Raw genomic sequence first — 18444 nt, forward strand, 5'->3', positions numbered from 1 at the left:
TTTATGTTACGTATATTGTACTATTTTTTAACCATTTTGGCGATTCCGGAGAGCCCATTCGGCAGATTTCACCGTGTTATAAAGAAGCATGGTGATGGTCATCGGGCCGACTCCACCGGGAACAGGGGTGATTTTCCCTGCTTTTTCCTTTACTTCCTCAAAGTTTACGTCTCCGCACAGCTTGCCATCTTCATTACGATTCATGCCTACATCGATGATGACAGCCCCGGGTTTGATGTCTCGAGCCCCGATCAGATTCGCTTTCCCTACGGCAGAAACGATAATATCCGCCTGTTGTGTGTAGGAAGACATATTGTCGGTTTTGGAATGGCAGTACGTCACAGTGGCATTCCGATTCAGGAACAAGTGACCTGCCGGCTTTCCGACAATGTTACTTCGTCCTAATATGACAACGTGTTTTCCTTCTACCGAGATGTTTTCATATTCAAGCATTTTCATGATCCCAAGCGGTGTGCAGGAATAGAAAGTATCTTGATTCGTCACCATTTTCCCGATGGAAACCGGATGAAAGCCGTCCACATCCTTCGATGGAGAAATCGTCTCAATCACGGTAATAGGGTTGATATGGTCCGGCAGTGGAAGTTGAACGAGAATTCCATGGATATGATCCTGTTCATTCAATTCTCTGATTTTCCCAAGCAGCTCTTCTTGTGTAAGAGTGGATTCATATAAATAAAGCTCTGAATGGATCCCAAGATTACTGCATGCCTTCCTCTTCATTTTCACATACGAATGGGAGGCATGGTTATCACCCACCAGGATGACCGCCAGGCCAGGTACGACTTCCTGTTCCTTCAGCTGTTGGATCTGACTCTTTAATTGCTGCCGATAGTGATCTGCAATGAGCTTACCATCAATTATAGAAGCTGACATTCACTCGCCCCCTTACATTGTTAAGATTGACTTACCTTTGAAAGGACACCATTGATAAATTTACTGGATTGATCATCACCAAAGATCTTTGCTATTTCAACCGCTTCATTAATGACCACATTATTCGGAACGTCTTCTACAAACAGAAGCTCGTACACGCCTAGACGCAAAATATTACGATCGACTTTTGCCAGACGGTCAAATGACCATTTCTCCAGATTTTCACGAATATGGCCATCAATCCGTTCCTGATTCTCGATGAAGCCTAGAACGATCTGCTCAAGATACGCATCCATCTTCTCCTCTTCCTCCAGCACGTTCCTTAACGCAACTGTAGGCTCAATCCCACTCATATCTATTTGAAATAACGCCTGTAAAGCCTTTTCACGGGCAACTCTTCTCTTCATCTTCTATTTACTCCTTTTAATCCATCAATTTTCATACCTTTGATAATAGCACAAACCAAGGGCATTACGCACGCGTATGTAAAAAAATCAATATTCTGACAAGAAAAGCGGAGGGGCTTTGACCAGAGGCGACAAGCATAAGATGAGGTACCCGGAAAGGCGTTCTTTGCCTTTTTGGGTACCTTAGCTTATGACCTCGAGCCTCTAAGCCCCGGAGCTGGACAAGTAGAAAAGCGGAGGCGGGTTGGTCAGGCCCGACAAGCATTTCTGGGAAATCCCTGAAGGCGCACTTTGCCTTTGGGGATTTTTCAGAAATGACCTCGAGGGACTACCCGGCGGAGCTGGACAACTCGAAAAGCGGAGCCGACTGGGTTGGCCCGAAAAATTAAAAATCCAGCCGAAACCCACACAAATCCAGCCTTTCCGATGAAAAATCCAGCGGAAACCAATAGAAATCCAGCCATTCCAGGAAAAAATCCGGCCGATTCACAGAATAATCCAGACACTTTACATATAATCCCATCTCAGTTCAATTCTCAGATACACCTCCACCAGGCACAAAAAAGAACGGCCCATAAAAAGGACCGTTCTTCCCCGTTACATTTCGTCTTCAATTTCAGCTTCAAACTTTTGGTTTTCAAATTGAACGCCAACGATATGAACATTCACTTCGTCTGCTTCGAGAGCAGTCATGTTAAGCAAGGCTTGACGAATGTTATCCTGGATTTTTTGAGCGACCGTCGGGATGGCTACACCGAATTTCATGATGCAGTATACATCCACGATGATTCCTTCTTCGGCCAGTTCCACTTTGACACCCTTACCGTGGTTTTTCTTTCCAAGACGCTCGACGACACCTGTTGCGAAGTTTCCGCGCATTTGAGATACGCCTTCGACTTCTGACGCGGCGATTCCTGCGATCACTTCAATCACTTCAGGTGCGATTTCAATTTTCCCAAGACCGTCTTTACCGTGAGACATTTGTAAAAGGTTTTGATTTTCCGCCATGTATGGCACCTCCTGAATTCACACTAGGATTTCATTACTTCATATTTTTCTAAGAATTTCGTATTGAATTCCCCACCTACAAAGGTTTCATGATCTAATAGTCTGAGATGGAACGGGATGGTTGTGTGTATACCTTCAACCACAAATTCACTTAGAGCCCGCTTCATCCTTGAAATGGCTTCTTCACGTGTCGCTCCATAGGTAATCACTTTGGCAATCATGCTATCGTAATATGGAGGGATCATATAACCAGGATATGCGGCTGAGTCGACTCTTACGCCAATGCCGCCCGGTGGAAGATACATTTCAATCCGCCCCGCTGAAGGCATGAAATTCTTCTCTGGATTCTCGGCATTGATACGGCATTCAATGGCCCAGCCAGTGAACGTCACTTCTTCCTGTGTCAGGGAAAGCTTTTGTCCTGATGCCACGAGAATCTGTTCCTTAATCAAATCGACACCTGTTACTTGTTCCGTTACAGGATGCTCCACCTGGATACGCGTATTCATTTCCATAAAGTAGAATGATTGATTCACGTAATCATATATAAATTCTACCGTGCCGGCACCTGTATAATCAACCGCTTTGGCTGCTTTTACTGCTGCTTCCCCCATTTTAACACGATTCTCTTCTGTTAAAGCAGGCGACGGCGTTTCTTCAATCAGTTTTTGAAGGCGGCGCTGAATCGTACAGTCCCGTTCACCAAGGTGGATCACGTTTCCGAAGTTATCGGCGAGCACTTGAATTTCCACGTGCCTGAAGTCCTCGATGAACTTCTCGATATATACACCCGGGTTTCCGAATGCAGTCATGGCTTCCTGTTGGGTGATCGTCACCCCTTTGATAAGCTCTTCCTGACTTTTCGCGACACGGATCCCTTTACCTCCGCCACCGGCAGTGGCTTTGATGATGACGGGATAACCCATGGATTCTGCAAGCTGAACTGCATCGTCTGCATCTTTCACTATGCCTTTTGAACCAGGGACAATCGGAACGCCTGCTTCTCTCATCGTTTCACGAGCCACATCTTTCGTCCCCATCTTGGAGATGGCTTCAGGTGAAGGACCGATGAAGATGATGTTGCAATCGCGGCACAACTCTGCAAAATCAGAGTTTTCGGCTAGAAATCCGTAACCCGGGTGGATCGCATCACAATCCGTCAGTTTTGCCACGCTGATGATATTTGTGAAATTCAGGTAGCTGTCTTTCGAAGCAGTAGGTCCGATGCAATAAGCTTCATCCGCTAATTGAACATGAAGTGCCTCTTTATCTGCTTCAGAATAAACGGCTACACTTTCAATGCCTAGATCTCGGCATGCACGAATGATACGTACAGCAATTTCTCCTCGATTGGCGATTAGTACCTTTTTTATCATATCTATATTCGCTCCTTATTCAGGTTTAACCAAGAATAACGGCTGACCATATTCCACTAATTGACCGTCTTTTACTAGTATTTCTACGATTTCGCCTTTTGCTTCGGCTTCGATCTCATTAAATAGTTTCATCGCTTCCACGATACATACCACTGAGCTTTCATCGACTTTATCCCCGACTTTTACATATGGACCTGATTCAGGTGAAGAGGATTGGTAGAATGTCCCAACCATCGGAGACGTGATTTTATGTAAGTTAGCATCTTCTGCGCCAGCTTGTGGAGCTTCTTTTTCCGGTTGTGCAGGAGCAGCAGCTTCCTGTACAGGTGCTTGTTGAACGGCTTGTGCAGCAGGTTTTACTTCTTCGACTGCTTGTACCACCGGCTGGGCCGATACGGTCACGCCATTATTTTTCTTTAGATTGATCTTAGAACCATCATGCTCGTATGTAAACTCTTCAACACTTGATTGATCTACGAGTTTGATTATTTCGCGAATTTCTTGAATTTTCAACACTGTTGACACCCCTCTTATAGTTTAAAAAATTATGACTAGCTACTAACATCATACGATAATACCTCGTATAAATTCAATATGCGATTCCTACCATCCTTTTAAAAGCGCATACAACCCTATCTCTATTCTAGACCTTTTTCGGAAAAAAATAAAATAATAGAAAAGGATTTTTCATTTATCTGATAAAAAGGTGCAATAAGGAATTTCTGGGTTAAACATAAATAAGCCGCCTAAAGGGTCTGCTTTAGGCGGCAACGTAGCCTGGATCCGTTTAGTTTGCCGGCTGGAATTCCACTGCGACCGGTTTCATTTGTCCCACTTCACTCATGACCAGGCGGATGATTTCATTGGCATCGGCTTTAGTGTGCTCTTTGTCTGATTTCACTGTGATCCGGATGTTTTCTCCGTTTGCTCTGACAAGGGCATCATCGTAACCCATTGTTTTGATCATCGTTTCAAGAACCGATTCCGTCATGGCCAGTTCACGAAGGTTTTCCATCTGCTCATAGGCTGCACTCTTTTCTTCTGCTGACACATCCGCGTTTGCTACCTTCGCCTCCAGCTCTTCACGAAGCTGATCACGCTGGTCTGTTACTTCAAGACGCAATGCTTCGAACATTTCATTTCCAGCGGCGTCCGTGACGACTTCCATGCCATTACCTGACATTGTCTCTTTATCTCCACCTTTAGCCTGCTCTTTCGCATCCTTTTCTTGATAAGCCATATCTGTCGCTTGTTGTGTTGGTGACGTAATGTAGTAAACCGAAAGGACAATCACAAGACTCAACATCGTTAATAGCCAAACCGTTTGTTTTTTCAGTAACATCTATCATTTCCCCCTTATTGTTTGGGCAGGACCGATACCCGGTGACTTGGAACATCAAGTGCGCGGGTGACGGCCTCTATAATCCATTTTTTGATTTGTATGTTATCGGCTCCCTTTGCTACTACAAGGACACCGGTGACTTTAGGTTTTTTTGTTTCTTTCACAATGGGAACTTCTTTATCCCCGTTATTTACAATGACGATTTCTTCTTCCCGGGATTTATCTTCGATCGACCGCTTTCCACCTTCTTTATCCTCTTCATCGGTGGATTGAATTTTTGTCGACTCATTTTTTTCATACACTTTGGATTCTGTTGCCTCCACATTCACGACGACATATACATCGCTAACCCCGACAATTTGATCAAGGGCTTCTTTCAACTGATTTTCGTATCGATCTTCGTAATCCCTCATGGACCCATCCGATTCCTTTTGACCGGATCCGAATGTCGCCACTTCTTCAGGGGTACCTCCATCCACCTGCTTCGCAACCTCCACCCCTTGATCACCGCTCCATAGGTCGCTGATCAGCATGAAGGCCACTCCTATGAGAAGCACAATGAGAAAATAATGCAGCCTTTTACCTTTTTTCCCCCTGGGTGGAGAGTTTGCGTCTTCTTTTGACAACCATTCCTTCAGCATATTCAGCGGACCTTTATTAAAGTTCATTCGCTTCCCCAGTCCCCCCTTCAACTGTAATGATTATTTTGTCTTGTGTTAGATTCCATTGTTCGGCTAGTAAGGTGGCCAGTTGGGACGTATCTTCGTCGGATGTTTTCTTTCTCGTTTCAGATCCCGTATCGATCTCCACGTTTTGGACTGTTTCAATCGTGCTGTCTTTTTCACTTTCCTTTTCTTTCACAATCACTGTCACTCCTGTAATACTGTCGGGAAGATTTTCTACGTCATCTGCTTGTATGGTCACCTTCTCAATGACTTTGCCGTGCTCATCCATCATCTCCTTTTCTGCTTCTTGTTTCATTTGGACAGCCATCTGTTCTAAAATATATGCACGTTGTGAGGCTTGTATTTCTTTTTTCTTCATTTCTATTTCATTTTCCATCGATTTATTCTGAGAAGGACCATTTAAATCTATGGAATTCATCACCTCATCAAAATCCGTGGACATCAATTTGAAGAGCGGTGTAAGGATGATGGTGATCAATAATAAGCCGGTCACGATTTTGGCATATTTCTGCATATTCGAGCTTGGAAGAAGCATGTCAATGACGGTGGCTAAGAGAACAAAGATGATGATATTTGTAATCCAATCGGTTAGAAATGACATGGCGGGACCCCCTTATCGCATCATCATCGTAATATTTCCCGCTGCAATGATGACGGTAAGACTTAAGAAAAACATAAAGGACACGATCGCTAGAGCCGCAAAGACATAAATCACACTCTTTGCGATGGTATCCAGGCATTCGATCACCGGCCCTCCCCCGAGAGGTTGAAGGAGAGCGGCCGCCAGTTTGTATATGAAGGCAATCATCAAGATCTTGATGGCCGGAAAGGCTGCAATGATCAGAACGATGGCGACACCCGCTATCCCCACCGTATTTTTCAGGAGGACAGATGCGCTGATCACGGTATCTGCTGCGTCAGTGAACATCCTGCCGATGACCGGGACAAAGTTGCCTGTCACAAATTTCGCTGTACGGATCGTTATACCGTCCGTAACGGCTGCGGTGGCACCCTGTACGGATATCACCCCGAGAAAGACCGTCATGAACGCCCCTAACAGTCCGATGCTCCAAGTTCTCAATAATTGAGCGAGCTGAGTCACTTTATAATGACTGGAAAGGGTGCTCACAATGCTCAGAAGGGCGGATAGGAACAGGAGGGGCAGCACGACATTTTGAATGAGCAGACCGCTTGTATTCATCAGGAAGATAATGACCGGGTGAAAGAAAGCTGCCGAAACCACGCCTCCTGAAGCGGCAATCAGGGCAAGGAGCAGCGGGATGAGGGCGATGATGAAATGGACCATGGTGGAGATCGCATCCCGGGTGTAGTCGATGGCCACGTGAAAACTATTCAGGGCGATGATGATCAGCACCATGAATATGATGCTGTATGCCACCTTGCTGACGCTTCCCCCTTCGAAAGCATTCTGCAGGGACTGGAGAAACATGCTGAAGATCGTGAGCATAATCAGGGTCCCCAATAACTTTCCATTCATCACAAGCTCCTGAAAGGCAAATTTGAAGATTCCGCTGAACCATGCCTTGAAGGAGAACTCTTTCTCGCCTTTCATGAAATCGATCAAACTGCCTTTTTGACTTTCGGGAAGATAGCCGCCGTATTGATCCACGATACTATTCCAGTATCCTGTCAGTTCTTCAACCCCTAACCGGTCCAGCTGCGCATCGATCAATTCCTGCTGGATGTTTGTATCGGGAGGAGTCTGTTCATCCCCTTCTTCTGCTTGTCCACTTGAGGCTGTGATGAAAAAGATAACGAGTGCTGTGACGAGTATCCGGTATAATTGCAACATTCATTCCACCTCTTAACGTTTCGCTTATCCAGTCGGAATCATATTGATGATCGTTTCGATGATGACTGTCAGAATGGGAACAGCCATTGCCAATATTAAGATCTTTCCGGCAAGCTCCACTTTCGCTGCCAGTGCCCCCTGCCCGGCATCTTTCGTAATGTGTGAAGCGAATTCCGCTATGTAAGCGATGCCGATGATCTTCAGGATGGTTTCCACATACACCATGTTCACGTTTGCGTTTGCAGCCAATTTCTCAATCATATGAATGATGGAATAAATTTGATCAATAAGAAATAAAAAAATCGTACAACCTGTAAACACAATGAGCAGGAAAGCAAAATTTGGTTTTTGTTCTTTCACAATCAAAGCAAGAAAAGTAGCAACCAGTGCAATACCTACAATCTGGATGATTTCAATCGCGGACGCCCCCTTATCCTTGATATAAGAAGACCGATTTTATCTTCTGGAACAAATCATCGACAATCGAAGCCACCATGAACAAGATGTAGATGAACCCGAATAATGTCACCCACTGGGCATATTCCTTCTTTCCTACCTGATCTAAAATCGTATGCAAAAAGGCGACGACAATCCCTACTCCGGCAATCTTGAAAATAATATCCACGTCAATTCCCATAATTATTTCCCTCCTGGTTTCTAAGCCTCATCCCGTATGCCTTCCGCAAGTCAGAGTAGTAGGATGATCAACAAAAGTCCTGATAGAAAACCTAGACTTTTCGTCATCTTTTCATATTTCTTCTGCTTTTCAACGGCTTCCGTTTCTTCCCTATCCAGATGTTTAAGAGCAAGCTGGATATGTTTTTGCTGAGTCATCATGTCGTGTCTGCCAAGGTTTTCTCCGAATTGCTTCAGGATTTCATACTCACCCGCTTTAAAGGCCGTTAACTTCCAGACATCGTTCAGGCTTTCATCCCATGCTTTCTTCACTGAGATCTCCTCCTCTGTCAATTTCTTCGAGAACGTTTCAAAAAACCAGGAAACAGGCTTTTGCAGTTGTTTGGAAATCTTTCTGGTCGCTTCGTGCAAAGGGGTATGACTATAGGTGATTTCAGCTTCCAATGACTGAAGGGCCAGCTTCAATAGCCGAAGCTGCCTTGGCCTTTCCGTCAAATATTTCGAAGCTTCGAACCCTGCCCAGGAAGTGGAAAGGAGAATAAATACAGCGCCAACAAGTTTTATCATTTACGTCACACTCACTTTTTTCAGAAGAGATTGTCCGTGTTCGTCCCACACCTCATGGACCTTACCCGGTTCATCCCCCCTCCTCAGTTCCACGAATCGTTCAATCGTCTGTAGATTCACAATATCCTTGATCACAGGTCTCTTCCTTACTTCGCTTAAAGAAGACCCATGTGTCGTCATGACAAGGGTAATGCCGGCATTTACGGCTTCCTGAATCGCCTGACCATCTTCCAACCGTCCGATTTCATCCACGACCAGGACATCCGGACTCATGGAACGGATCAGCATCATCATCCCTTCAGCTTTTGGACAGGCATCCAGCACGTCCACCCTCGGACCGAACATCAGCTGAGGGATGCCGTTCACGCAGCCGGCAATTTCTGATCGTTCATCAACGATCCCCACCTTGAATGGCGGGATATTCCTTTCAGGGACCCCCGTCGAAATCATCCTGGCCAGATCCCGTAACAGGGTCGTTTTGCCGGTCTGAGGGGAACCAATGAGCATCGTATGTTTCCAGCCGTCACTGTACACATATGGAAGGATGGACCGAGCTATGCCAAGTTTTTCCCTGGCAATCCGGATATTAAAAGAAGAGAGATTCCGAATCCCCTTCACAACTCCGCCCTCTAGTATCACCTTCCCGGCGAGCCCCACCCGATGCCCGCCTTCAATCGTGATATAGCCACGCTTCAATTCTTCTTCCAATGTATAAAATGAATGGCGGGATAATTTGTTAATGAGCTGTTCACTATCTTCTTCTGTGACCGTATAGGAAAGAAAGTATGGCTTCCCCCGTGCCGTTACCTCTAATACACGGTTGGTACGAACCCTGATTTCTTCTATCCGGTCAATCAGATCTTGTGGAAGGGACAGGACTTTATCAGATATAGTGCTGGGTAGAAAGGCTAGAACTTCTTGCATATGGAGACCTCCTAATCTTGTTCCACTTCGGGTAGAAGGATCTGGACCCTTCGTACATGCTTCCCGATAATACAATGTATTCTAGCGAATGGAGATTATGACAATAGAGTTGGGAGATTCGAGGTGGTCATTGGGAGTGGAATGGAAAAAGACAAAAAAAAGCCTGAACGGGATTCATCCCGTTCAGGCTTTTGATATTTATTCTTTATCCCCGTGATACGTAAGATCCGTCCGTTGTGTTAATGATAAGTGTGTCCCCTTCGTTCACGAAGAATGGAACGTTTACCACTAAACCTGTTTCAACAGTAGCTGGCTTGGATCCACCGGAAGCCGTGTCACCTTTGATTCCCGGTTCTGTTTCCGTCACTTTTAATTCAACAGAGTTTGGAAGCTCGACACCAAGCGTTTCGGCTCCATACATCATAATGGATACTTCCATGTTTTCTTTTAAATATTTCAATTCATATTCGATGGAAGAAGCAGGAAGCTCGATTTGATCGTAGCTTTCGTTGTCCATGAATACATGCATGTCCCCATTGGCATACAGGTACTGCATTTTACGGTTGTCGATCTGTGCTTTTCCAACTTTTTCACCGGCACGGAACGTTTTTTCCTGGATGGCACCTGTGCGCAGGTTACGAAGTTTAGAGCGGACGAACGCGGCTCCCTTACCTGGTTTAACGTGTTGGAAATCGATTACCCGCCAAATTCCGTTGTCGACTTCAACGGTTAAACCTGTGCGAAAATCATTTACTGAAATCATGTTTATTCCTCCTATTGATTAGTAGGCCTTTTTCAGGACTAAAATGGTAGAATGATTAGATCTTTTGTTGAGTGTGTTAGTGTTTCATTTGAATCTTCCGTTATGAGTGTATCGTCCTCGATGCGTACGCCGCCAACACCCGGTACATAGATACCTGGTTCAACGGTTACAATCATCCCAGGCTCGAGAACCACATCAGAGCGCGTAGAAAGTCCTGGTCCTTCGTGTACTTCAAGACCGATCCCATGCCCTAATGTGTGTCCGAAATACTCACCATAACCCTTTTCTGTTATGTAATCGCGTGCGATCGCATCCGCTTCCTTACCTGTCATGCCCGGCTTGATCCGGTCCATGGCAAGAAGCTGTGATTGAAGGACGACATCATAGATCTCTTTCAATTTCTCGCTTGGTTCTCCTACCGATAAAGTACGTGTCATATCGGAGCAGTATCCTTTATAGTATGCACCATAATCCAATGTTACAAAATCACCTTTTTCAATGACTTTATCACTGGCCACCCCGTGAGGCAGTGCAGAACGATAACCTGAGGCAACGATGGTATCAAAAGAGGATGAAGTGGCTCCTGCTTTTCTCATGAAGAATTCTAATTCATTTGAAACCTCTAACTCTGTCACACCCGGTTTGATGAAATCTAATATATGCTTAAATGCTGCATCGGCGATATCCGCCGCATCCTTAATTATATTAAGCTCTTCAGGTGTCTTAATCAAGCGTAACTTTTCCACTAAACCGGATACCGGCACCATTTCCGCTTCCACTGTATCCCGGTAGCTTTCGAAAGCACTGTAGGTCATATCGTTCTTTTCGAAACCAAGTTTCGTAATACCCAGGTTCTTCACCTGCTTTGCCACTTCTTCATGAATCGGACCGGTATGCTGCACGATTTCATAATCAGCCGCCTGTTCCGTTGCTTGTTCTATGTATCTGAAATCGGTGATGAATAAGGCCTTCTCCTTTGAAATCAATACCACTCCCGAAGAACCCGTAAAGTTCGTCATATAGCGTCGGTTATACATACTCGTCAATAAAATACCGTCAAGTTCATTCTCTGAAAAGGTTTCACGTAATCGTTCAATTTTCATCGTGTTCCACTCCCTTAATGTTCATTATAATGGCTTTGAGGGCCAACTCGTACCCAAACAGTCCGAATCCGACGATCTGACCAATCGTCTCAGCTGCCACGACAGACTGATGCCTAAACTCTTCCCGTGCATGAATATTTGATATATGCACTTCCACAACCGGAACGGATACCGACGCCACAGCATCTCTCAACGCATAGCTGTAATGCGTGAACGCACCGGGGTTCAATATAATCCCCCCATATCCTTCATCTTCACAGGTGTGGATGATGTCAATCAATTCCCCTTCATGATTCGATTGAGCGGCAAGCAATTCATGACCGTCATCTTCTGCCTTGCTTTTCAAGGTTGATTCCAGTTGAGCCAGTGTGACATGACCGTAAATAGCGGGCTCCCGTTTCCCTAATCGGTTTAAATTGGGCCCATTTAACAGCAAGATTTTCACCATATGTAAACTCCTAAAAAAATAGAATGTTCATCATGAACATTCTAACATAAACCTTTTACCTATACCTACTTAATTGTCTGATAAATTAATGAGAAACTTCCCCTGATTTTTCCTTTTCATCCTGATGCCTTAATTCATTTTCTTCGTATGAAATCGAGTAACCTATAAATACACCGTAAAGAATATACAAACAGAACGTTGTGATCAATGTGTGATAATCAATGGCTGTAAAGGATTTTATGCTTGGGAAAAGTGGATTCAGTACCAGAAAAAAAGCCAGGTACAGAGCGATTCCGTACGCTGCACCAACCCACATGGACTTGAATTTTCTCAACAGGCCATAATAAATGAGGGCCACGCCGATCGATATGACACCATAAGCCACGATGGATAGAACGATACCGATCCATTTGTCCACCCAGTTCCCGACTGCCCAAGGTTCGAATATGATATTGGGTTCAATCTTCGTAAAGGAGAAGAAGTAGCAAATGTATGCAATCCCGCTCCATAACATCCCGGCTGTAAAGCCCGTCACGACGACCATTGCCGTGAAGGAAAGCGGTTTTTCACTTTGATTCTGCTCCAATCGTGGATTTTCTTTACTCTCTTCCGTCCCGTTCTGAACCTTCTCATGTTGCCCTTTCTGTTCTGCCATCTGTAACACCTCCATTCGTAGTATGTCCCATAGAATGAAACATTTGCATGGAATGTTTATTTTTCTCTCCTCCAATCTGGACCAGATCGTAGATAAATAACATTCGGGAAACGCTCCCTCTAGTGCTTTTCTTCAATATTTAGTAAAATAGATAATATCTTTTAAAGTTTCAGAAAAAAGAAGTGGGTTCGTCCCATTCATACCCTGATAAAAAATCAATTTATACGGTTAAAGAAGGCCGAAATGGTCTAGAATAATAGTATAGATAATATCTAAGATGGATAGTGATGTAAGGAGGTGGCTTTGTTGAACGCTCGTAATATCTTTGTTTTCACACTCATTTTGTTGGCTATAATCGGGCTCGGAACTTCCCTGTTCGGAAATCCTTTAGGTCTTGCAAGGCAATTGCTGATTACAGCAGCCGTCATCGGGATCATCTATTTCATTTACAAAAGATGGTTCAGTGGAAGACGGACTGGAAATAGCAATGAACAGAGAGCGTTTGTTAAAGCAGCCAAGCAATCGAAGAAGCGGCATAAGAAGAAGTCTACAAGTAAACCTCAAGTATCCAATGTTTCAAAAAAACGTTCGATACGAAAAAAATCCAATGCCAAACTAACCGTAATTGAAGGAAAAAAGAATAAAAAAAACAATCGAGCTTCGTTTTAGGAGCTCGATTGTTTTTTTAATGGGGCCATGTCTGCAAAAAGGCTGCGGCCTTTGTTTTCCCGTATTGGACGAGTTCAATCTTCCGCTCGGGAGTGAGTTCGAATTCAGTGGTGAGTACCCCTTCAGTCGGTATAAAAATAATGTTCTTTTCAAGCTTTCTGGAAATATATCTTGAATCATGGGCGTCTTTCATGGTCGTAAAGAGGGCTCCATATAAATCAATGGCATTTTTGATCGGTTTTTTCGGCTTACTCATCAAGTCGTGACTAAGCTTCACTCCGAGTACCGGCCTTACCTTCTTCACATTTTCCCTGTCAAAGAGCCACATGGGGAAATTACTGAGCACCCCCCCGTCCACCATGAAACTGGTCCCTTCGAGTGAACGCAGTTTCACAGGTTCAAAGAAATAAGGAAGGCTCGCACTCATCCGTATCGCCCTGGCAACGGGAAAAGTTTCTTTTGGTATGCCGTATTTCTCAAGGTCATCAGGAAGGACAAGCAGTCTTCCGTTTGATAAATCCGATGCAATGACACGGAGGGACCTGGGGGGCAGATCGGCAAACGTATAGATCCCCCTCGCTTTCAGCTTTTCCTCCACCCAGCTTTCAAGTGCCGCTCCTTTATATAATCCTAAACGATAATAAACCCGAAACCACTTAAGGATCGGAAGGGAAATGACTGCGTTTGAATCCAACAAGTCTTTCAAATCAAGGTCGCCCATGATTTTGAGTAATTCACGGCTTGAGTATCCTGCAGCGATAAATGCAGCAATCACTGCCCCTGCACTGGTTCCTGCCAGCCTCTTGAATGTGTATCCTTCCTCTTCAATCGCCTGGTACGCTCCAATCATGGCGAGCCCCTTTATACCTCCACCGGAAAATACGCCATCGATGTCCAAAGGCTCCACTCCTTTTAGTGTATTACTACATCTTTAATTCACCTAGAAGGATTTTAGACTAAAAAAAACAGGAGGGGAACCAGTCCCCTCCTGCGCATTTTAATGATTATAGTCCACACTTCAGCTGAGCGCCGCAGTTTGTACAAGTATTGCAACCACCCATATCTTTTACCGTACCTTTACGGCAGACCGGGCATGTATTCCCCACTTCAGAACCGATGGTTACGTCCGTGGAACGCACGTCCTGGATTGTATCCAGTAATACGATCGGCTTTTTAGCGGTCGGAATGTCATGTTGTTCCTGTTCATTTTCATCATCAAAGCTGTTTTCTTCCGCTTTAAGGGTAAGCACCTGAGAATCACGGCTTCCGTCCACATACACGGTACCGCCCTTTGCTCCACCTTTATACAGTCGTTCATATACTTTTTCTACCTGTTCTACCGTATAACCACGAGGGGCATTCACGGTTTTCGAAATGGAGCTGTCGATCCAATTTTGGATGACGCATTGAACGTCGGCATGTGCTTGTGGAGCCAGGCTCATGGAAGAGATAAACCATTCCGGAAGATTGTCTGCATCCGCATCCGGATTTCTCTTCAAGTAATCCTCTACAATATCCGCCTTTACTTCAATGAATTTACCGAGACGTCCACTTCTGTAATAGGTGAAGGAGAAGTATGGCTCAAGACCCGTCGACACTCCGACCATCGTACCGGTCGAACCTGTTGGGGCCACCGTCAGCAGATGGGAATTCCGGATTCCGTACTCTTCAATGTCATGACGTACGTCTTCAGGCATTTTCTTCATAAAGCCTGTTTCCACGAATGCCTTACGCAGGGCCTTCGTTTCTTCATCGGTGCTTCCAGTCAGGAATGGGAAGCTTCCTTTTTCCTTCGATAATTCTACAGAAGCACGATAAGCAGTTGTCGCGATGACTTCAAAGACTTCATCCACAAGCCTGTTGCCTTCTTCTGAACCGTATTCTTTTTCACAGTAGATCAATAAGTCGGCAAGACCCATTACGCCAAGGCCTACGCGTCGCTCCCCGAGAGCCTGCTTCTTATTTTCATCCAGGAAGTATGGAGTCGCGTCGATGACATTGTCCTGCATGCGAACACCGACTTCAACCGTACGCTTCAATTTCTCGAAATCAACGGTCTTCGTCTCTTTATCCGCAAACTGAGCAAGGTTGACGGCTGCCAGGTTACACACTGAATATGGAGCAAGGGGCTGCTCGCCGCATGGGTTCGTGGCCACTACCTTTTGGCCGTATGCTTTCGCATTCGTCATATCATTGGCGTTATCGATAAAGAAGATTCCTGGTTCAGCTGAGTAGGTTGCACACACATTGATCAGGTTCCACAGTTCTTTCGCCTTGATCTTTCGGTATGTGCGAACTTTGTATCCAAGCTTTTCCCATTCGCGCACATCGCCTACATTATGCCATTCTTCATTATAATAGTTCATTTGCTCTTCGTTATAACTTTCCACATCAGGGAAGCGAAGCTCATATTCACGATCGTTCTCCACGGCTTCCATGAAGTCGCTTGTCAGGCAGACGGAGATGTTCGCCCCTGTCAGGAATTCTGAATTATGGACACTGTATGTGCCCCCTGTGCGCAGTTTTTCTTCCGCATTCTTAAGGATTTTCGCATCGAATCCACCATAGCCGGGGATCTGTCTGTAGTTCAGGATCCCTTGATACATCGCTTCCTCTTGTTCAGTCAGCGGGGTGAACTTCAACTTATCCTGAGCCGCCTTTTTGATGGTTTCATCTTCCGTATTTTCAAGAAGATAACGCAGGATACGCGGGTTTTGCATTTTAGAAATAATAAATTCAATAATATCGGGATGCCAATCTGAAAGCATGATCATTTGTGCCAATATGTTACGTTGATTCGTTACATCAACTCTCTAAGTCGCCTTAGAGTTCAGACCATATCTTACACTCATTTGAGTGTCCTCGCACTTCGGAGTCACTCGACTCCTACTCTACTCACTTCCGCCAGATGCAGCGTGCTTTCGATGGTCGTTGAACCTTCTCCATTTCAGAGGAGCTTGGCTGCTGATTGTCTTTATCCACTTACTGTTTTTGAGCATTCACGTTTGCCGTTTCCGGCTGCGTTGTAGCCAGTAAGCCATGTAAAGAGTTTCCAGCAATTCACGAGGTTTGTTTATAGACGAGGCACTTATGCTGTTTTACCACGTCTTGATCCGCCCTGCTCAACTAAGTGAGTCAGTTTCGCGATGTCATCCAGCCAGGAAACGGAACCTGATGATTTCCCGTTGACACCTTTCGCGAGAGTATTGCGTGGACGAAGGGTCGATCCGTTCGTTCCGACTCCGCCGCCGCGGCTCATGATCTCCATCACCTGCTTGCGGTGCTCTGAGATACCTTCGCGGGAATCCTGTACGAATGGCATCACATAACAGTTGAAATACGTTACATCCGTGCCTGCACCCGCTCCGTATAGGACACGTCCAGCAGGAACAAAATGGAGATTCACTAGCTCATGATAGAATTTTTCAAACCAAACCTGTCTCTTTTCAGGAGTTTCTTCCACCTCTGCCAAGCCTGTTGCGTTACGCTTCGCAATTTGTTCATAGTAGACTTCAAGTGGTTTCTCAATGACATCGAGTGTCCTCGAGACAATCCCCGTCTCCATCTCCTCCGGTTTATCGATGGCACTTCTGTACTCTTCTTCGATCCAGACAGATGCTTTTTTCGTTTCCCAATCGATGCTTGAAATGTAGCCCAATCCCCTTGCAGGAAACTTGGGATCTTCCTTGATGGTGAGGACCACGAAGTCTCCTTCGTTCAGTGTGATCTTTTCCGTATCCTTGAACGAATAACGATCGATCATGACCAGACGGGAGACACCTTTGTGTGTAGTAGTCATATCCGGTGTGATGGGATGTACTTGAGGAAACAATCCAATATCCTTATTTAATCTCTCGGTGTTTAATTTCATCGCATTTTTCGACGCAACAGTCATAAAGACAACTCCTTCTATCTCAAATGTTTCAGTTTCTGTTTTCTTCGCTGATATCTTATATCAAGTATTAAGATATCATAGCCATTCTGGAAAAGCAATAAATAAACACAACATATTGTGTACGAAAAATTATTCGACACACCATATATTGTGTTTCAGGTCAATAGGTCATTTGTTTGTCAAACGGTTAATATGCCAATAAAAATAGAAAACAGGAGAAAAGAATAGAAAAACATCTATTAATCCCGCTATTTCTATTAATTTTGAACTTGATATAATATAAAGCACCGTAATCGTTGGTAAAATAGGAAAAAAGCGACAAGCATCGCTTTTTTTCAATAAAAAATTTTTTAACGTTTAAAATTCCACTCATCAGATTCGTATCGTGATTCGGCAAGATCCACAACATATTGTGTTTCCTCTTCAGAGAGCTCATAAGGCTCGAGATGGATATTCAATCCTTCCTCAAAACCTTTTTTGAATGCTTCCTTCGCCATATCCATCGTGACCGGTACTGAACTGATTTCATTCATTGCAACAGCCTTGCTTTTAAATGCCCGCTGCATACGCTCTTTTACCCTGTCGGAGGGGTATTTGAACAGGCTGAACAACTTATCCTCATCAAGGTCCAATAGAATCGAGCCGTGCTGAAGGATGACACCTTTTTGTCTCGTCTGTGCACTTCCTGCCACTTTTCGTCCTTCCACGACAAGCTCATACCAGCTCGGGGCATCAAAGCAAACCGCCGATCGCGGATTCTTTAATCCTTCCCGTTCTTCTGCCGTCCTTGGTACAGCAAAGTAGGCTTCGAGACCAAGCCCTTGAAATCCCTTCAGAATCCCTTCTGAAATCACACGGTACGCTTCTGTGACGGTTCTCGGCATTTCCGGATGTTCTTCTGACACGATGACGCTGTACGTCAATTCATGTTCATGAAGAACCCCTCTGCCTCCCGTCGGCCGTCTTACAAAACCAAGTCCGTGTTCTTTGACAGCGTCAAGATTGATTTCCTTTTCTACTTTTTGAAAATAACCGACAGAAAGTGTCGCTGGATCCCACCCGTAAAACCGGATCGTAGGAGGGATCTTCCCTTCACTGTGCCAATCGAGCAAGGCCTCATCAAGGGCCATATTATAAGAGGGAGAACAATTCCCGGAGTCAATGAATCTCCACGTTTCCTTTTTCATGCAGCATACCTCATTTGCGTCTTCTATTTAATAGCGTTATGTAAAAATTCATCTTCATTCAAGTCCGTTAC

General features: G+C 44.8%; 20 protein-coding genes and 2 pseudogenes. 1 reads left to right on the forward strand and 21 read right to left on the reverse strand.

Going from position 1 to position 18444, the window contains the following annotated elements:
* Positions 1-27: 27 nt before the first annotated feature.
* The 17 genes from folD to P8596_RS15290 all read right to left on the reverse strand — a co-directional run bounded on the left by folD (position 28) and on the right by P8596_RS15290 (position 12622).
* Positions 28-894 carry a bifunctional methylenetetrahydrofolate dehydrogenase/methenyltetrahydrofolate cyclohydrolase FolD gene (folD, locus tag P8596_RS15210; protein WP_279724252.1) on the reverse strand — a complete coding sequence of 289 codons (867 nt, stop codon included), beginning with the start codon at positions 892-894 and terminating at the stop codon, positions 28-30.
* 20 nt (positions 895-914) lie between these two features.
* Positions 915-1301, reverse strand: a complete 387-nt coding sequence (gene nusB / locus P8596_RS15215; RefSeq protein ID WP_279724253.1) for a transcription antitermination factor NusB — start codon at positions 1299-1301, stop codon at positions 915-917.
* A gap of 597 nt (positions 1302-1898) precedes the next feature.
* Positions 1899-2309 carry an Asp23/Gls24 family envelope stress response protein gene (locus P8596_RS15220; RefSeq protein WP_034758025.1) on the reverse strand — a complete coding sequence of 137 codons (411 nt, stop codon included), beginning with the start codon at positions 2307-2309 and terminating at the stop codon, positions 1899-1901.
* Between the two features lie 23 nt (positions 2310-2332).
* The gene (gene accC / locus P8596_RS15225; protein ID WP_261750428.1) at positions 2333-3685 is read right to left on the reverse strand and encodes an acetyl-CoA carboxylase biotin carboxylase subunit; all 1353 of its coding nucleotides are present in this window, start codon (positions 3683-3685) and stop codon (positions 2333-2335) included.
* Between the two features lie 15 nt (positions 3686-3700).
* Positions 3701-4201 (reverse strand): acetyl-CoA carboxylase biotin carboxyl carrier protein, encoded by a 501-nt coding sequence (accB, locus tag P8596_RS15230; protein WP_061809676.1) that lies wholly within the window; start codon positions 4199-4201, stop codon positions 3701-3703.
* 271 nt (positions 4202-4472) lie between these two features.
* Positions 4473-5027 (reverse strand): SpoIIIAH-like family protein, encoded by a 555-nt coding sequence (locus tag P8596_RS15235; protein WP_034758017.1) that lies wholly within the window; start codon positions 5025-5027, stop codon positions 4473-4475.
* A gap of 14 nt (positions 5028-5041) precedes the next feature.
* Positions 5042-5695, reverse strand: coding sequence for a stage III sporulation protein AG (gene spoIIIAG / locus P8596_RS15240; protein WP_229592230.1), 654 nt, complete (start codon positions 5693-5695; stop codon positions 5042-5044).
* The gene (spoIIIAF, locus tag P8596_RS15245) at positions 5685-6314 is read right to left on the reverse strand and encodes a stage III sporulation protein AF (protein ID WP_224519538.1); all 630 of its coding nucleotides are present in this window, start codon (positions 6312-6314) and stop codon (positions 5685-5687) included. Before spoIIIAF ends, spoIIIAG begins: the two co-directional genes overlap by 11 nt.
* A 12-nt stretch (positions 6315-6326) precedes the next feature.
* Positions 6327-7526, reverse strand: a complete 1200-nt coding sequence (gene spoIIIAE, locus P8596_RS15250; protein ID WP_034758010.1) for a stage III sporulation protein AE — start codon at positions 7524-7526, stop codon at positions 6327-6329.
* A 24-nt stretch (positions 7527-7550) separates the two neighbouring features.
* Positions 7551-7943, reverse strand: coding sequence for a stage III sporulation protein AD (gene spoIIIAD / locus P8596_RS15255; protein WP_094075148.1), 393 nt, complete (start codon positions 7941-7943; stop codon positions 7551-7553).
* Positions 7944-7956: 13 nt separating this feature from the next.
* Complete coding sequence (gene spoIIIAC / locus P8596_RS15260) at positions 7957-8163, reverse strand: stage III sporulation protein AC (protein WP_034758004.1); 207 nt, start codon at positions 8161-8163, stop codon at positions 7957-7959.
* A 50-nt stretch (positions 8164-8213) separates the two neighbouring features.
* The gene (gene spoIIIAB / locus P8596_RS15265; protein WP_279724254.1) at positions 8214-8729 is read right to left on the reverse strand and encodes a stage III sporulation protein SpoIIIAB; all 516 of its coding nucleotides are present in this window, start codon (positions 8727-8729) and stop codon (positions 8214-8216) included.
* Complete coding sequence (gene spoIIIAA / locus P8596_RS15270) at positions 8730-9653, reverse strand: stage III sporulation protein AA (RefSeq protein WP_279724255.1); 924 nt, start codon at positions 9651-9653, stop codon at positions 8730-8732. It abuts the gene before it with no gap.
* A gap of 205 nt (positions 9654-9858) precedes the next feature.
* A complete protein-coding gene (efp, locus tag P8596_RS15275) occupies positions 9859-10416 on the reverse strand; it encodes an elongation factor P (protein ID WP_060672204.1) in 558 nt (185 codons plus the stop codon).
* Positions 10417-10454: 38 nt separating this feature from the next.
* Positions 10455-11519, reverse strand: coding sequence for a M24 family metallopeptidase (locus P8596_RS15280; RefSeq protein ID WP_061809671.1), 1065 nt, complete (start codon positions 11517-11519; stop codon positions 10455-10457).
* The gene (gene aroQ, locus P8596_RS15285) at positions 11509-11967 is read right to left on the reverse strand and encodes a type II 3-dehydroquinate dehydratase (RefSeq protein WP_279724256.1); all 459 of its coding nucleotides are present in this window, start codon (positions 11965-11967) and stop codon (positions 11509-11511) included. The genes P8596_RS15280 and aroQ overlap by 11 nt, the downstream gene beginning before the upstream one ends.
* Before the next feature lie 85 nt (positions 11968-12052).
* A complete protein-coding gene (locus P8596_RS15290; RefSeq protein ID WP_061809669.1) occupies positions 12053-12622 on the reverse strand; it encodes a YqhR family membrane protein in 570 nt (189 codons plus the stop codon).
* 306 nt (positions 12623-12928) lie between these two features.
* Here P8596_RS15290 and P8596_RS15295 point away from each other — a divergent pair, with 306 nt between their 5' ends.
* Complete coding sequence (locus P8596_RS15295; RefSeq protein WP_051758230.1) at positions 12929-13291, forward strand: SA1362 family protein; 363 nt, start codon at positions 12929-12931, stop codon at positions 13289-13291.
* Between the two features lie 16 nt (positions 13292-13307).
* On the opposite strand, the gene P8596_RS15300 is transcribed toward P8596_RS15295, so the two are convergent.
* The 4 genes and pseudogenes from P8596_RS15300 to P8596_RS15315 form a co-directional block, all read right to left on the reverse strand.
* A complete protein-coding gene (locus P8596_RS15300; RefSeq protein ID WP_079531714.1) occupies positions 13308-14189 on the reverse strand; it encodes a patatin-like phospholipase family protein in 882 nt (293 codons plus the stop codon).
* A 106-nt stretch (positions 14190-14295) separates the two neighbouring features.
* Positions 14296-16071, reverse strand: a pseudogene (locus tag P8596_RS15305) (vitamin B12-dependent ribonucleotide reductase); the annotation flags it as partial.
* Between the two features lie 320 nt (positions 16072-16391).
* A pseudogene (locus tag P8596_RS15310) lies at positions 16392-17186 on the reverse strand (ribonucleotide reductase N-terminal alpha domain-containing protein); the annotation flags it as partial.
* Between the two features lie 350 nt (positions 17187-17536).
* On the reverse strand, positions 17537-18373 hold the full coding sequence (locus tag P8596_RS15315; protein ID WP_034757982.1) for a lipoate--protein ligase family protein: 837 nt from the start codon (positions 18371-18373) through the stop codon (positions 17537-17539).
* Between the last annotated feature and the right edge of the window lie 71 nt (positions 18374-18444).

The sequence above is a fragment of the Rossellomorea sp. DA94 genome (assembly GCF_029834455.1).
Taxonomy (GTDB): Bacteria; Bacillota; Bacilli; order Bacillales; family Bacillaceae_B; genus Rossellomorea; species Rossellomorea vietnamensis.